General features: G+C 73.3%; 15 protein-coding genes. 7 read left to right on the top strand and 8 right to left on the bottom strand.

The annotated features are described in order from the left end of the window. Nucleotide 1: 1 nt before the first annotated feature. Nucleotides 2-826, bottom strand: coding sequence for a type 1 glutamine amidotransferase domain-containing protein (locus AB0O36_RS23890; protein WP_365113805.1), 825 nt, complete (start codon nt 824-826; stop codon nt 2-4). Between the two features lie 223 nt (nt 827-1,049). Here AB0O36_RS23890 and AB0O36_RS23895 point away from each other — a divergent pair, with 223 nt between their 5' ends. The 5 genes from AB0O36_RS23895 (at nt 1,050) to AB0O36_RS23915 (ending at nt 4,643) form a co-directional block, all read left to right on the top strand. Further along, entirely contained in the window at nt 1,050-1,340 is a 291-nt protein-coding gene (locus tag AB0O36_RS23895) for a UBP-type zinc finger domain-containing protein (RefSeq protein ID WP_365113807.1), read from the top strand. 149 nt (nt 1,341-1,489) lie between these two features. After that, complete coding sequence (locus tag AB0O36_RS23900; protein ID WP_365113847.1) at nt 1,490-3,154, top strand: FAD-dependent oxidoreductase; 1,665 nt, start codon at nt 1,490-1,492, stop codon at nt 3,152-3,154. Nucleotides 3,155-3,224: 70 nt separating this feature from the next. Continuing rightward, on the top strand, nt 3,225-3,761 hold the full coding sequence (locus AB0O36_RS23905) for a hypothetical protein (protein WP_365113809.1): 537 nt from the start codon (nt 3,225-3,227) through the stop codon (nt 3,759-3,761). A gap of 85 nt (nt 3,762-3,846) precedes the next feature. Continuing rightward, nucleotides 3,847-4,176, top strand: a complete 330-nt coding sequence (locus AB0O36_RS23910; protein WP_365113811.1) for an antibiotic biosynthesis monooxygenase family protein — start codon at nt 3,847-3,849, stop codon at nt 4,174-4,176. After that, nucleotides 4,173-4,643 (top strand): group II truncated hemoglobin, encoded by a 471-nt coding sequence (locus tag AB0O36_RS23915; protein ID WP_365113813.1) that lies wholly within the window; start codon nt 4,173-4,175, stop codon nt 4,641-4,643. Before AB0O36_RS23910 ends, AB0O36_RS23915 begins: the two co-directional genes overlap by 4 nt. A gap of 98 nt (nt 4,644-4,741) precedes the next feature. On the opposite strand, the gene AB0O36_RS23920 is transcribed toward AB0O36_RS23915, so the two are convergent. The 4 genes from AB0O36_RS23920 to rpe form a co-directional block, all read right to left on the bottom strand. Next, nucleotides 4,742-5,113 carry a barstar family protein gene (locus tag AB0O36_RS23920; RefSeq protein ID WP_365113815.1) on the bottom strand — a complete coding sequence of 124 codons (372 nt, stop codon included), beginning with the start codon at nt 5,111-5,113 and terminating at the stop codon, nt 4,742-4,744. Beyond that, complete coding sequence (locus tag AB0O36_RS23925) at nt 5,110-5,535, bottom strand: ribonuclease domain-containing protein (RefSeq protein WP_365113817.1); 426 nt, start codon at nt 5,533-5,535, stop codon at nt 5,110-5,112. Before AB0O36_RS23925 ends, AB0O36_RS23920 begins: the two co-directional genes overlap by 4 nt. 66 nt (nt 5,536-5,601) lie before the next feature. Beyond that, nucleotides 5,602-6,648 (bottom strand): sugar-binding domain-containing protein, encoded by a 1,047-nt coding sequence (locus AB0O36_RS23930; RefSeq protein WP_365113819.1) that lies wholly within the window; start codon nt 6,646-6,648, stop codon nt 5,602-5,604. A 100-nt stretch (nt 6,649-6,748) separates the two neighbouring features. Beyond that, complete coding sequence (gene rpe, locus AB0O36_RS23935) at nt 6,749-7,435, bottom strand: ribulose-phosphate 3-epimerase (protein ID WP_365113821.1); 687 nt, start codon at nt 7,433-7,435, stop codon at nt 6,749-6,751. Nucleotides 7,436-7,866: 431 nt separating this feature from the next. On the opposite strand from rpe, the gene AB0O36_RS23940 reads away from it, so the two are divergent. Next, complete coding sequence (locus AB0O36_RS23940; RefSeq protein WP_365113823.1) at nt 7,867-8,433, top strand: dihydrofolate reductase family protein; 567 nt, start codon at nt 7,867-7,869, stop codon at nt 8,431-8,433. A gap of 30 nt (nt 8,434-8,463) precedes the next feature. On the opposite strand, the gene AB0O36_RS23945 is transcribed toward AB0O36_RS23940, so the two are convergent. Further along, the gene (locus AB0O36_RS23945; RefSeq protein ID WP_365113825.1) at nt 8,464-9,909 is read right to left on the bottom strand and encodes a transcription antitermination factor NusB; all 1,446 of its coding nucleotides are present in this window, start codon (nt 9,907-9,909) and stop codon (nt 8,464-8,466) included. An 85-nt stretch (nt 9,910-9,994) separates the two neighbouring features. Continuing rightward, nucleotides 9,995-10,924 carry a methionyl-tRNA formyltransferase gene (fmt, locus tag AB0O36_RS23950; protein ID WP_365113827.1) on the bottom strand — a complete coding sequence of 310 codons (930 nt, stop codon included), beginning with the start codon at nt 10,922-10,924 and terminating at the stop codon, nt 9,995-9,997. Between the two features lie 321 nt (nt 10,925-11,245). Between fmt and AB0O36_RS23955 the strand changes: the two genes are divergently transcribed. Then, nucleotides 11,246-11,758 (top strand): hypothetical protein, encoded by a 513-nt coding sequence (locus tag AB0O36_RS23955; protein WP_365113829.1) that lies wholly within the window; start codon nt 11,246-11,248, stop codon nt 11,756-11,758. Between the two features lie 270 nt (nt 11,759-12,028). On the opposite strand, the gene AB0O36_RS23960 is transcribed toward AB0O36_RS23955, so the two are convergent. Further along, nucleotides 12,029-14,158, bottom strand: coding sequence for a primosomal protein N' (locus tag AB0O36_RS23960; RefSeq protein WP_365113831.1), 2,130 nt, complete (start codon nt 14,156-14,158; stop codon nt 12,029-12,031). Nucleotides 14,159-14,449: the final 291 nt, after the last annotated feature.

The following is a 14,449-nucleotide window of genomic DNA, read 5'->3' on the forward strand; positions in this document are numbered from 1 at the left end:
GCTACCACCCGTACCGAGTGAGACCGTTCTCCAGGACTTCCACGATCTTCTGCCCCGTGAGATAGGAGTCGGGGGTCGAACGCCCGGTGACGAACGGGAAGTCCACGATCACCGATACGGGCTTTCCGAAATTGCCGTGGTACGCCCCGCGCGGGCCGGTGGCATCGCGCAGTATGTACTCCAGCGGGTACGGCGGCGGGCCCATGTTGAAATCGGTACCGAGGAATCCGGTGCCGTCCTTGTAGTCGTACTCCTTGCAGTGGCCGGTGACGTGCTTGCCCCAGATGATGCTCTTGCGGTCGTCCCAGTCGCGGGCGAAGGCCAGGCAGGCCACGCCGTAGCACTCGGCGGCGACCACCTTGCCGGCCTTCCTGAAGGCCAGGATCAGGGCGTGCACGCGCTCGTTGTTGGCGAGGTCGGCGATGGGGCCGCTGCCGCCCACGATGAGGATCGCGTCGTACGCGGCGATGTCGGCGTCGAGTTTGTCGAGATCGCGGTGGTACTGCTCCAGCTTGCGCAGATAGCCCTCGTCGCTCGTGTACGGGCGCTCGGGCACCCATGCCTCGATGTCGAGCGGCGAGTCCAGCCGGCTCGACTGCTCGAACTCCCGGCCCAGCCGGGCGTTCTCCTCGGTGGTCACCGAGCGGCCCAGCGGGGGGTCGACGTACTTCGCGTCGAGGCTCGGCGGAAGTGCGTGCGCGCGCTTTCCGGTCGGGGTTGCGAATACGACTTCGTAGCCCCGCTCATCGAACTTCGACACCGGGCCTATCAGCTCCTCGGCCCAGTAACCGTGTTCGGAGACAATGACCAGAATCTTTCTGCTCACGGATTCCTCCAGGCGCCGCCTGTTGTCGTTGGCGTCGTCCACACTGGTCGTGCGGAGGGCCTCCGTCAAAGCGCCCGTGTGCGACTTCGTGAGGTAGAAAGCGAGGTGGCGGCGGCACCTCAGGAAGTCTCCGGCGACGTCATGAAGTCGGCTCCGGACTTCATGACATCGGCCGAATCACTGAACCGTCGCGCGTGCCTGGTGATTACCTTCTCCACGAATCATGGACCACGGAAGGACGGGGCCTGTGGACAGCATCTGCACGCACATCGATGACATACGTCCGGTCGCGCCGGGCACCGAGGGGTGCGAGGAGTGCCTGGCGCTCGGAGACGGCTGGGTGCACCTGCGCATGTGCCTGAGCTGCGGGCACGTGGGGTGCTGCGACTCGTCGAAGAACCGGCACGCCACCCGGCACTACGAGGCGAGTGCCCACCCCATCGCCGCGTCCCACGAGCCGGGCGAGGACTGGGCCTGGTGCTACGCCGACAAGCTCATGCTGGAGCCGGCGTGAGCACGGCCCCCGGGACCCGGGGCGGAAGGGCACCGTCCGCGGCAGCCGGCGCCCCTGCGGCATCCGGCACGTCCGCGGCCTCCACCACGCCTGCGGCCTCCACCGCCTCCGCGGCGTCCGGCACGTCCGCGGCGCCGGCCGCGTCCGCCGTGGAGAACCGCAAGCCGGTCATCCTCGCCGTGGACGACGACCCCCAGGTGCTCCGCGCCGTCCGCCGCGACCTGCGCAGCGCGTACGGCGACCGCTACCGGGTGCTGGGCGCCTCCTCGGCCGCGGACGCGCTGAAGATCCTGGACTCCCTGGACGAGCGCGGCCACGACCCGGCCCTGTTCCTGGTGGACCAGCGGATGCCGGACGTGACCGGCGTGGAGTTCCTGCTGGAGGCGGTCAGCCGGTTCCCCGACGCCCGCCGCGTGCTGCTGACGGCGTACGCCGAGACGGACGCGGCGATCACCGCGATCAACCGGGTGCGGCTGGACTACTACCTGCTCAAGCCGTGGGACCCGCCGCACGAGCGGCTCTTCCCCGTCCTCGACGACCTGCTGTCGGACTGGCTCGCCACCTACCGCCCCGCCTACGACGGCATCATCGTCGCCGGGCACCTCGTGTCCCCCGGCACGCACGCCGTACGGGACTTCTTCACCCGCAACGGGCAGCCGTTCCGCTTCCTGAACGTGGAACGCGACCCGGAGGCCCTGTCCCTGATCGCCGACCGCCCGGACGGCGCCCTCCCGCTGGTCCGGTTCCCCGACGGCACCGTGCTGTCGGCCCCCTCCGACGCCGAACTCGCCCGGCAGCTGGGCCTGTCCACCACCGCCTCCCGCCCGCACTACGAATGCGTGATCGTCGGCGCGGGCCCGGCCGGCCTGGCGGCCGGGGTGTACGCCGCGTCCGAGGGGCTGTCCACGCTGATGCTGGACTCCCGCGCCCCGGGCGGCCAGGCGGGCACCTCCAGCCTGATCGAGAACTACCTGGGCTTCCCGTCCGGGCTGTCCGGCGGCGACCTGACCCGCCGGGCCACCATCCAGGCGTCCCGGTTCGGCGCGGAGATCCTGCACCCGGTGGAGGTGGTGTCGCTGACCCGGGACGACCCGGCGAAGATCCTCACCCTGGCCGACGGCACGGAGATCTCCGCCGAGACCGTGCTGCTGGCCACGGGCGTGGCGTACAACCGGCTGCCGGCCGCGGGCGCGGAGCGGTTCGAGGGCGCCGGGCTGTACTACGGCGCGGCCACCACGGAGAGCTCGGCCTGCATCTCGCAGCACGTGTTCATCGTCGGCGGGGCGAACTCGGCCGGCCAGGCCGCGGTGCACTTCGCCAAGTACGCGGCCCGGGTGACGATCCTCGTACGGGCGGACTCCCTGGACGCCAGCATGTCCCGCTACCTGATCGACGAGATCGAGCGCACCCCCAACATCGAGGTCAGGGTCCGCACCACGGTGACCGGGCTGCACGGCGACGACCACCTGGAACGCATCACCCTGCACGACGCGGCGGCCGGCACGGACAAGACCGTCACCTGCCGCTTCATGTTCACCTTCATCGGTGCCCGCCCGCACACGGACTGGCTGGCCGGCGTGGTGGAACGCGATGACCACGGGTTCGTGCTCACCGGCTCGGACCTGATCTCCAACGGTGGCGAGCTGCCCGCCGAGTGGAGCCTGGAGCGGGCCCCGTACCCGCTGGAGACCAGCGTCCCCGGGGTCTTCGCGGCCGGTGACGTGCGCGCCCACTCGGTCAAGCGGGTCGCCTCGGGCGTCGGGGAGGGGGCGATGGCGGTCTCCCTGATCCACCGGTACCGCTCGATGGGCTGAGAGCGAACACGGGCCGGCGGCCGCCGCGGAGGGTTGTGATCAAGGGCAGAACGGATGCAACGTTGATTACATGATTACAGCCGAGCAGCGAGAAGAACTCCGCGGCTGGTTCGCCGACCGCCTTCCGGTGGACGTCTACGAGGAGCTCCTGGAGGTCGTGGTCGACCGCGAGGAGATCACCGTCGTCGGCCGCATCCCGGCGCAGGAGACGGTGAAGGCGTTCCGCGAACGCACCCGCGAACAGCGCATCGAAGTGGCCCGCGAGGCCGAACAGCTCTACCGCCGCAAGGTCGCCTGGGGCGTCCAGGCGGGTGACGAGCGCGTCCTGTTCACCCACCTGGCCGTCCCCGTCATGACCCGGCTGCGGCAGTCCGAACGCCAGGTGCTGGACCTCCTGGTCGCCGGCGGCGTGGCGCGCAGCCGTGCCGACGCCCTGGCCTGGTGCGTCCGCCTGGTCGGCCGCAACACCGGCTCCTGGCTCGCCGACCTCCGCGACTCCCTCGACCAGGTCCAGCGCGTCCGGGCCCAGGGCCCCGACGTGACGCCGGAGGCGGAGCCGAACCAGGACGTAACGGACCCGGACTCCCAGAAGTCCGCACCCGAATGAGGGATCACTGTCCCGGGAAGCGTTGATCGGGAAGGGTTGGGCAGGTCGGCGTACACACCGCCGGCCGAACACAGGGAGACACACCATGACCACGACCGTCGAGTACATCCGCTACCGGATCGCCTTAGACGACCAGCCGGCGTTCGAGGACGCCTACCGGCGGGCCGCCGAATCCCTGGCAGCCGCGCCGGAGTGCATCGACTACGAGCTGACGCGCTGCCAGGAGGAGCGCGAGCGGTACATCCTGCGGATCCGCTGGACCTCCGTGGAGGACCACCTGCAGGGCTTCCGCAAGGGGGAGCACTTCCCGGCCTTCTTCACCGCGATCCGCCCGTACGTCACGGCCATCGAGGAAATGCAGCACTACCTCCCCACCGATGTCATCGGCACCGGAAAGGCTCCTGAACAGTCATGAGCAGCAGCACGCCCACGATCTACGAATGGATGGGCGGGGCCGAGGCGATGACCCGCCTCACCGAGGCCTTCTACGGCCACGCCCTCCGGGACGAGATCCTGGCCCCGGTGTTCGCGGGCATGGACGCGGAACACCCGCAGCACGTGGCCGTCTGGCTGTCCGAGGTGTTCGGCGGCCCCGCCGACTACACCGCGCACCACGGCGGCCACCAGCACATGGCCACCAAGCACCTGGGCCGCGGCATCACCGAGAAGCAGCGCCGCCGCTGGGTCGACCTCCTCCTCGACACCGCCGACGAGGTGGGCCTCCCGACGGACCCGGAGTTCCGCGCGGTGTTCGTCTACTACATCGAGTGGGGCACCCGCATGGCCCTGATCTACTCGGGCGACAACCCGCCCCCGGTGGACGCGGCCAAGATCCCCGTCTGGGGCTGGGGCCAGACCCCGCCCTGGATCCCGAAGTCCTGAGCCGGCCGGCCTGAACCGCCAGTCCTGAGCCGGCACTCCCGAGCCCACCGGCGGGGCCGGCCCACCCGGCCCCGCACAGGGGCCGGACCCGACCCGGGCTAGGCCCGCGCGGCGGCCACCACGACCTCCAGCGCGGGCCCTTCCTCCGTCTCCCGCCAGTACGCGGCGGCCTCCTCCAGCACCTCCTGCAGGACCTCCCAGTCCCCCGGCCGCGCCAGGGCCAGCCCGTCCCACCCGGTCACCGCCACCAGCCGGCCCCCGGCCCCCGGCAGCCACGACAGGTCCGTCAGGCAGTCCGCCAGCGCGTCCCAGTTCCGCCCGAACCACTCCGGCAGCGCGAAGGCCGCCGCGCACGCGTCCATCAGCCGCGCCTTCGTCCGTACGCCGTCCAGGTCCAGCCGTACGACCGCCCAGCCCGCCTGCTCGGCGGCCGCCAGTGCGGGAGCCAGCGGATGCGCATCCTCGGTCATCGGAGAACCGCCCTGAAGGTGTCGTAGTGGTCGTCCGTGTAGTAGAGCTCCCCGCCCCCGCCGGTCACCAGGCGCCGCGCGCCCCGGTCCCGCTCCCCCGGGGTCCGCACCGTGAACTCGTGGTAGTAGCCCCGCTTCTGCCGGGGCAGCGCCTTCTCGAAGTTCCCGAAGACGGTCCCGTCCTGCCGGTACGGGTACGGCCCGCCCTGGTCGATCAGCGCCAGGGTGTCCCTTGCCTGCCGCGGCAGCCGGTCCACCCGGACGACCGCCATGCCCTGCGCCCACCCGGGGGTGGCGACGGCACTCGGCGCGGAAACGCCACCCGGGGCGGGAACGTCACTCCCGCACCCCGCGCCCCCGGCCCACACGGCCAGGCACAGGAACAGGGCCGCCACCGCCCGCGACGGCTTCCGGAAGACCATGCGCCCGATCCTGCCATCCGGACCCGGCCGCGAGCGGGCCGGACACGGCAGGGCCGGACACGGGAGCTACTGATCGGGGTCGGCCCGCTCCAGCGCCGGGCGGAGCCCCGGCTCCGACTCCGTCAGCAGGTAATCGGCGGCAGCGGTGTCCGTCACCAGACTGGTCACCAGCCCCGACCGCAGCACCGCCCCGATCGCCGACGCCTTCCGCACCCCGCCCGCGATCGCCACGACCTCCGGGATCCGCCGCAGCCGGTCCGCCTCGACGGTGATGCACCGCTCACCGAGGTCCCGGCCCACGCGCCGCCCCTGCGAGTCGAACAGGTGCGCCGACATCTCGGCGGCCACGCCCAGCGAGGCGTAGTGCGCGCGCTCCTCGTCGGACAGCATGTCGTGCACGGTGGAGATGCCCGGCTCCCAGGACCCGATGGACACCGCGGCCACGGTCACCTTGTCGAAGTACTCGAACGCCCGCGCGATACCGGTCTGGCTGCGCAGCGCGGCCGCCGTCGCCGGGTCGGGCAGCAGCATCGGCGCGTAGATGGGGTGCGCGTCCCCGCCGGACACCTGGGCGGCCCTGCGCACCGCCTCCACCGACCCGCGCTCCGCCGTGCCGGCGTCGTAGACACCGGTCAGCTGCACGACGGTGCACTGGGGCAGCCGGTGCAGGGCAGCGGCCATGTGGATGGTCGACCGCCCCCAGGCCAGGCCCAGCACGTCGCCCTCGTTGACCAGCTCACCGAGCAGGTCCGCGGCGACCGCACCCAGGTTCTCCGGGTCGGGCGCGTCCTCGGTCACCTCGGCGGGCGACTCGACGACCACCGCGTGCCGCAGCCCGTACCGGGCGCGCAGCGCGTCCGAGCGCTCCGCGTCCAGCTCGGCCGGCACCCGGATCTCGATCCGTACGAGATCCCGCTCAAGGGCGGTTTCGAGGACCCGGGCCACCTTGAAGCGGCTCACGCCGAACTCCTCGGCGATCTGGATCTTCGACTTGCCCTCCAGGTAGAAGCGGCGGGCCATGGCCGCCGCCTGCACCAGCTCCGCGGGTCCCATCCGCAGGGCTGACCGTCCCGCCGACATTGCAGACACCGCGTTCTCCTCCCTGCTGTTCACACTCTCGACTCGCCGTTCATCCTGTCAGATCCGGCGACGGTTGATCAGCCCGGACAGCAGGCGTTCACCGAGCTGTTCACCAACGATCGCCTCCGTTGTCTCAGTGGTCGCAAGCCCAGGGAGCGGCGGCGATCGCGACACCCGCCTGGTCGCGCAGGGTGCGCACCGCCGCGGCCGGGTCCACCGCCCCGTAGACCGCGCTGCCGGCCACGAAAACGTCCGCGCCGGCCTCGGCGCAACGTTCGATGGTGGACGCCGAGACCCCGCCGTCCACCTGGAGCCAGAGGTCCAGCCCGTGCTTGGCGATGAGCTCCCGGGTCCGGCGGATCTTCGGAAGCATCACGTCGAGAAAGGGCTGGCCCCCGAAGCCGGGCTCGACGGTCATGATGAGCACCATGTCGAGCTCGGGAAGGATGTCCTCGTACTGCTCGATGGGCGTGGCGGGCTTCAGCGCCATCGCCGCCCGCGCACCCTTGGCCCGGATCTCCCGCGCCAGCCGCACGGGCGCACCGGCCGCCTCGGCGTGGAAGGTGATCGACCCGGCACCGGCCTCCACGTACTGCGGGGCCCAGCGGTCCGGGTCCTCGATCATCAGATGCAGGTCCAGCGGGGTGTCCGTGGCACGGCTGAGCGACTCCACGATGGGCATGCCGAGCGTGAGGTTCGGGACGAAGTGGTTGTCCATGACGTCGACGTGCAGCCAGTCGGCCCCCTCCACCGCCTTCGCCTCATCGGCGAGTCGGGAGAAGTCCGCGGACAGGATGCTGGGATTGATCTGAACGGCCATGCGTAAAGCGTGCCATGCCGGGGGCGACTCTCGGCCACGACCCCAACACCAAATCATCCCTTAACCCAACCCGAAGAACACATAACTCCCCCTAACCGATCTCGGAACCGGCGGGGCGGGGGCTACGGTGCTGCCGTTGTGGCCCGCTCCACCGCCGAGCCCCCCGGGCACCCCTGCGATTCCGCCCAGGCGAAGCCCCGGCACACACCCGACCCACCCGCTGGCCGACCCCACCTGCCGGCCGGTCCCGCCCGGCAGGAGTCCGGTTGCTGTAGCGGGCCGCAACGGCAGCGCTCGCTTGCCCGCGGCCTCCGACTGCACCACGCTGAGCCCCGAGCACGAGGAGTACCGGCGAGCCCGGATCGCCTACCGGTGAGTGTCCCGCGCCGCGCGGTCCGTACGCCGGGCACCCACGGACGGAAGGCTGGGCCATGCGGAAACTGATCTACGGCATGAACCTGACCCTGGACGGCTACATCGCCGCGGTCGGCGACGACATCGGCTGGAGCGGATCCCCGAGCCGGGAGCTGTTCCAGTGGTGGCTCGACCACGAGCGGGCGAGTGCCCTGTCGCTCTACGGGCGCAAGCTGTGGGAGGCGATGAGCTCCTACTGGCCGACGGGCGACCGGCAGCCCGACGCCACCCCGGCGGAGATCGAGTTCGCGCGGAACTGGCGGGACACGCCGAAGGTGGTGTTCTCCTCGACGATCGACAAGGTCGACTGGAACACCCGCCTGGTCACCGGCGACGCGATCGCCGAGATCACTCGGCTCAAGGCCGGGGACGGCGGGCCGATGAACATCGGCGGAGCGACGCTTGCCGGAGCCGCCATGCGCGCCGGGCTGATCGACGAGTACGTGATCGCCACCCACCCGGTCCTGGTGGGCGGCGGCACGCCGTTCTTCACCGCGCTGGACGGCTGGGTGAACCTGAACCTGGTGGAGACGCGGACGTTTCCCGGCGGCGTGGTCCTGACCAGGTACGAGACCAGGCGCTGAGCAGCTGCCGCTCCCAGGTGCGGCCCCCTCCTAGCCCACCCGCCTCAGCAGTGCCAGGTACATCGCGTCCGTGCCGTGCAGGTGCGGCCACAGCTGGACGTCCGGGCCGTCGCCCAGGGCCGGGACGCCCGGCATCAGGGGGCGGGCGTCGATGAGTTCCGCCTCCACCGGTTCCGCGCCGCCCCGGCCCTTGAGGACGTCGTCCACGACGACGCGGGTCTCCGCCAGGTGCGGGGAGCAGGTCGCGTACCCGACCACGCCGCCCACCCGGACCGCGGCCAGGGCTTCCCGCAGCAGCGACCGCTGCAGCGGTGCGAAGCCGTCCAGGTCCTCCGGGCGGCGGCGCCAGCGCGCCTCCGGGCGGCGGCGCAGGGCGCCCAGCCCCGAGCACGGGACGTCCATCAGGATCCGGTCGAAGGAGCCCTGCCGCCAGGCCGGGCGGGTGCCGTCGGCGGTGATGACCTGGTACGGGCCGGGGTTGCCGGCCAGTGCCCGCTCCACCAGCCGCGCACGGTGCGGCTGCTTCTCCGAGGCCAGCAGGAACGCGCCGCGTTCGGCCGCCAGTGCGGCGAGCAGCGCCGCCTTGCCGCCGGGACCGGCGCAGCCGTCCATCCAGCGCTCGTCGCGGCCTTCCAGCGGCGCGTTCGCCAGCGCGATGGCGACCAGCTGGCTGCCCTCGTCCTGGACGCCCGCCCGGCTCTCCCGCACGGCCTCCAGCGCGCCCGGCTCGCCGCCCTCCGCCAGCCGGACGGCGTAGGGGGACCAGCGGCCCGGCAGTGCGGACTCCTCGCCGACGGCGTCGAAGAGTTCCGCGGTCGTGGCGCGGCCGGGGCGGGCCACGAGGGTGACCTCCGGCCGTTCGTTGTCCGCTTCCAGCAGGTCCTCGATGCCGGCCCGGCCGCCGCCCAGGGAGTCCCACAGTGCGGAGACGACCCAGCGCGGGTGCGAGTGGACGACCGCGAGGTGGTCCTCGGCGTCCACCTCGTACGGCGGGGCCACCTGCTCCACCCAGGCGTCGAGGTCACGGGCGGCGATCTTGCGCAGCACCGCGTTCACGAACTTCGCGCGCCCGTCGCCCAGGACCACCCGCGCCAGCTCGACGCTCGCCGACACCGCCGCGTGGGTCGGGATCCGGGTGCCGAGCAGCTGGTGCGCGCCGAGCGAGAGCACGTCGAGGACCGGCGGGTCCACCTCGCGCAGCGGCCGGTCGATGCAGGCGGAGATGATCGCGTCGTACGTGCCCTGGCGTCGCAGGGTCCCGTAGACCAGCTCCGTCGCCAGCGCCGCGTCGCGGGCCTGGAAGTCCTCGTTCTGCCGGGCCTTGCGCAGCAGCGGCGGCAGCACCAGGTTCGCGTAGGCGTCCCGTTCGTCGACCGCGCGCAGCGCCTCGAAGGCGAGGATGCGGACGGGGTCCTTCTTGGGACGGCGGTACGGCTTGGCCTGCTTCTGGCCGCTGCGGCGAGGCTGCTCAGTCAAGGGAAAGGTGCTCCGGGATCAAGAAAAAACCACTGACCCCCTCAGCCTACGTCCCTTCGGGCCCGGTCCCCCGGGCCGTGTCCCTTCAGCCCACCCGCTCGCCCGCCGCGATGCGCACCCCTCGGGCCCAGTCGGCGCCCTTCATCGGCTTCTTTCCCTGCGGCTGGACCCACAGCAGCTCCACGGCGTGCGAGCCGGTCCCGACCCACACGTTGTTCTTGGCGACGGCGATCTCGCCGGGGGCGAGGTCGGTCCGGTCGGTGACCAGGCCCACCGAGACCAGCTTCAGGCGTTCCCCGCGGAAGACCGTCCAGGCGCCGGGGGCGGGCGTGCAGCCCCGCACCACGCGGTCGACGCGCAGCGCCGGCGCCTTCCAGTCCACGCGGGCGTCCTCGACGGTGATCTTCGGGGCGAGGGAGATGCCGTCGCCGGGCTGCGGGACCGCGCGCAGGGTGCCGTCCTCGATGCCGTCCATGGTGGCCGCGAGCAGCCCGGCACCGGCGAAGGCCAGGCGGGTGAGCAGGTCGCCGCTGGTGTCGGTGGGGCGGACGTCCTCGGTCAGCACTCCGAAGACCGGTCCGGCGTCCAGGCCCTCCACGATCCGGAAGGTGGACGCGCCGGTGACCTCGTCCCCGGCCATGATCGAGTGCTGTACGGGGGCGGCGCCGCGCCAGGCGGGCAGCAGCGAGAAGTGCAGGTTGACCCAGCCGTGCAGGGGGATGTCCAGGGCACTCTGCGGGAGGATCGCGCCGTAGGCGACGACCGGGCAGCAGTCGGGCGCGATCTCGCGCAGCCGCTGCTGGAACTCGGGGTCGCGGGGCTTGACCGGCTTGAGCACCTCGATGCCCGCTTCCTCCGCCCGCTCGGCGACGGGGCTGGCGACCAGTCGCCGGCCGCGGCCGGCGGGCGCGTCGGGGCGGGTGACGACGGCGGCGACCTCGTGCCGCCCGGAGGCGATCAGGGCGTCCAGGGCGGGCACGGCGACCTCGGGGGTGCCTGCGAAGACGAGCTTCACTGGGGTCCTACCTCGTTTCTCGGCGGCGACCGGGCGGCAGCGCGGCGGCGGCCCGGTGGCGGCTCGGCCGACGGCGCGGCCGGATCGGTCCCGGGCCGGCCCGGCCCGGCTGTGTGATCAGCAGCGCACCATCCTATGGGGCCGCCGGACAGGGGGCGTACGCACATACGCGCGCCTCTCGCATATGCCGACACGCCCCTGGTGCGTGACTTCCTCACCGCATGGCGCGTTGGTCAAGAGAGATTGACCAGTACGGGCCGCGTCCGGCAACGGCATGTGCGGCCCGATCCGCTCCTCAGCACCGGTTCGAGAGGCTTGTTCATGGCCGACCACGCCACCCACGACGCCCAAGCGCGGGCCAGTCTGCACCTCCTCGTGCGGGACATCGAGCGGGTCCGCCGGCAGGTGGATGCTCTGCGTACCCTCACCGCGCAGCTCGGCAACGTCTACCGCCCGCGCCGCTCCGGTCCCTCCACGGGCTTCGTCGTCTACGGGCGGGCGCCCGCGCCCACCGTCCGACTCGCGCAGGAACTGCGGGACAGCGTCGAGACGCTGGTCACCGCCGCCGTCGACTTCGACCGCTCGCTCGGCTTCTCGTGGGACGCGGTGGGTTCCGCGCTCGGGGTGACCAAGCAGGCGGTGCACCGGCGCTACGGGGCGCGCCGCGCGCAGGCCGCGGAGGCGGCAGAGCCGGTGGCCGAGGGTACGACCACGCGGACGCTCGGCATGCCCACGGTGCCGGCGGCCCGCTCCGTACCGCCGCAGCCGCTGCGCGAGGAGTCCGCGGCGGCCGGCCCCCGCCAGGGGGCGTTCCCGGGCCCCCGCAACGGCTGACCGGCCGCCCACCGCATCCCGCTCCACCACGTCCCGCTCCACGACTCCACGACGGCCGGGTCCCACGAGGGCCCGGCACCGCGACCCACAGGCCGCCCGGCACCCGGAAACCCCTGGGTGCCGGGCGGCCGTCATGTCGGGCACCCGCCGCGCCCGGCGGGCTCCACGTGCTCCACGGGCTCCACGGGCTGGACAGGTCCCACAGGGCTTCCGCGCCCCGCACGCCACACAGGCCCCCGGGTCAGGCCCCCGCGCCGCCCCACCCCCCGGTCACCCGATGTCCGGCGGATCGATCCGCACCCGCACGGCGTCGGCCGCGGACACCCCCCGGGCCAGCCGGCCCGCCTGGGCCTCCTTGAGGGCGCGGGCCAGGGCGGCACCGCTGCCCGGGCGGACCCGTACCAGGGCGCGTACGCCCGGGGACGGCTCGCCGCGGCGTCCCGGGACGGGGACCGGGCCGAGGACCTCCGCGTCCGCGGGCAGGTCCCCGGCCACATCGGCCAGGAAGGCGGCCACGGCCTCCTCCCGGCCGACCACCGAGGCCATCCGGGACACCGGCGGGAATCTCAGCTCGGCCCGCTCCGCGAGCTCCCGGAGGGCGTGACCCACGGGGTCCCAGCGGACCAGCGCCTGCACCGGCCGCAGGGTCGGTTCGGCGACGATCACCACCTGCCCGTCGCCGCGCACCAGCGAGGCGGCGCCGATCCAGCGGCGCAGCGCCTCCTCGCCGGCCCGCAGGTCGGGGAAGCCGAGCATCGCCCAGCCGTCCAGGAGCAGGGCGGCCGCGTAACCGGCGCCCTCGGCCACCGGTTCGGCTCCGGGCGTGGACACGACCAGGGCGGGCTGCTCGGGCACGCCTTCCAGTACGTGGTCCCGCCCCGAGGTGCGTACGGGCACGGCCGGAAAGGCCCGCCCCAGCTCCTCTGCGGTCCGGCGGGCGCCGACCACGCTGGCGCGGAGCCGGAAAGCCCCGCACTCCTCGCAGTGCCAGGACGGCTCGGGCCGACCGCACCAGCCGCAGGCCAGGTCCCGCTCGTCGGGCGCCTGCAGCGGACCGGAGCAGTGGCGGCAGCGGGCGGGGGTCCGGCAGCGTTCGCAGGCCAGCCGGGGCACGTAGCCGCGGCGGGGCACCTGGACGAGGACCGGCCCGGTCTTCAATCCTTCCCGTACGGTCTCCCAGGCCAGGCTGGGCAGCCGGGCCGCACGGGCCGCCTCGTCGCGGGCCAGCAGTTCGTCGCCGACGGTCCGGATCCGGGGGGCGGCCGACCGCACGGTCGCCCGGTCGGCGATCAGCGGCCTCGCCCAGCCCGTCTCGACCAGCTGGGCGGCTTCCACGGTGCAGCCGGTGCCACCCAGCAGGAACCCGCAGCCCTCGGTCACCGAGCGCAGCTCCAGCACCTCCCGGACGTGCGGGAAGGGCGCGCGGTCGTCGCTGTGGCTGGAGTCCCCGTCGTCCCAGAGGGCGACGAGCCCCAGGTCGCGTACGGGCGCGAACATCGCGGCGCGGGTGCCGATCACCGCGCGCACCGAGCCGCGGTGGACCGCGAGCCACTGGGCGTAGCGCTTCTGGGGGCCGGATTCGGCGGTGAGCAGGACGTGCCGTCCCTCGCCGAGGAGTGCGGTGAGGGCGCGGTCGACGCGGTCCGCGGCCCGCCCGTCGGGGAGCACGGCGAGTGCACCGCGCCCGGAGGCGAGGGTGGAGGCCATGGCACGGGCGAGTTCGTCGGGCCAGCCCGGCCCCGGGAGGGCGGTCCACACGGCCCGCGGACCGGCACCGCTCGCCAGCTCCCGCAGGAAGGCCGGTCCGGCCTGGTAGCGCGTCCAGCCGCCGGGCTCGGGCGCGGCGGGGCGGGGCAGGGGGGCCGGTGACGGGCGGTCCTCGGCCTTGGCGTGCCGGGGCGGGATGGCCAGCTGCAGTACGTCGGCCAGGCTGCCGGCGTAGCGGTCCGCGACGGCCCGGGTGAGGTCGAGCATGCGGGGGCCCAGCACCGGCTCGGGCGAGACGACCTGGGCGAGTGCGGCCAGCGGTCCCTGGTACTCGGCGCGGGCCACCCGGTCGACGAGGTAGCCGTCGACCAGGCCGCCGCCCTCGCGACGGCCGTCGCGGACCCGCCCCTTGCCCGCGCCGAACCGGACCCGTACCCGGACCCCGGGCCGGGCCTGGTCGGAGAGGTGGGCGGGGACGGCGTACTCGAAGAGCCGGTCCAGGTGGAGGACGCCCTTGTTGACCACGATCCGGGCGACGGGCAGGTGTTCGGCCAGCGGGGCGCCGCGCCAGGTGCGCGGTTTGGCCTTCTCCTCGGCCGCGTTCCGCGCCTTGGCCTCGGCGACCACCTCGCGGATGAGCGCGAGCTGCTCCGGCGGTCCGCCCGCCGCCTCGGATTCGTTGTCGCTGCTCACAGCTGCATTCTCGCAAAGGGCACCGACAACGCGGCGGGGTGCCGGACCTCACCGGGGTGCCGGACCCTGCCGGGGGCCGGAGCGCGCCGGAGGGACCGCGCCGGGTCCCGGATGCACCGGCGGCCCGGACCGTGCTCGGTCCGGGCCGTCGGTGTGCGACGTGCTGTGTGCGACGTGCTGTGTGCCGTGCTGCCTACAGGCCGGCGGCGGCGCGCAGGGCGTCGACGCGGTCGGTGCGCTCCCAGGTGAAGTCCGGCAGCTCGCGGCCGAAGTGGCCGTAGGCGGCGGTCT

It is taken from the genome of Streptomyces sp. NPDC089799 (genome assembly GCF_040684755.1).
In the GTDB taxonomy this organism is placed as follows: Bacteria; Actinomycetota; Actinomycetes; order Streptomycetales; family Streptomycetaceae; genus Streptomyces.

Excerpts from the sequence above, each read along its gene's own strand:
- AB0O36_RS23895 (WP_365113807.1), top strand. The coding sequence starts at position 1,050 with ATGGACCACGGAAGGACGGGGCCTGTGGACAGCATCTGCACGCACATC.
- AB0O36_RS23905 (WP_365113809.1), top strand. The coding sequence starts at position 3,225 with ATGATTACAGCCGAGCAGCGAGAAGAACTCCGCGGCTGGTTCGCCGAC.
- AB0O36_RS23910 (WP_365113811.1), top strand. The coding sequence starts at position 3,847 with ATGACCACGACCGTCGAGTACATCCGCTACCGGATCGCCTTAGACGAC.
- AB0O36_RS23915 (WP_365113813.1), top strand. The coding sequence starts at position 4,173 with ATGAGCAGCAGCACGCCCACGATCTACGAATGGATGGGCGGGGCCGAG.
- AB0O36_RS23920 (WP_365113815.1), bottom strand. The coding sequence starts at position 5,113 with ATGACCGAGGATGCGCATCCGCTGGCTCCCGCACTGGCGGCCGCCGAG.
- AB0O36_RS23925 (WP_365113817.1), bottom strand. The coding sequence starts at position 5,535 with ATGGTCTTCCGGAAGCCGTCGCGGGCGGTGGCGGCCCTGTTCCTGTGC.
- rpe (WP_365113821.1), bottom strand. The coding sequence starts at position 7,435 with ATGGCCGTTCAGATCAATCCCAGCATCCTGTCCGCGGACTTCTCCCGA.
- AB0O36_RS23940 (WP_365113823.1), top strand. The coding sequence starts at position 7,867 with ATGCGGAAACTGATCTACGGCATGAACCTGACCCTGGACGGCTACATC.
- AB0O36_RS23955 (WP_365113829.1), top strand. The coding sequence starts at position 11,246 with ATGGCCGACCACGCCACCCACGACGCCCAAGCGCGGGCCAGTCTGCAC.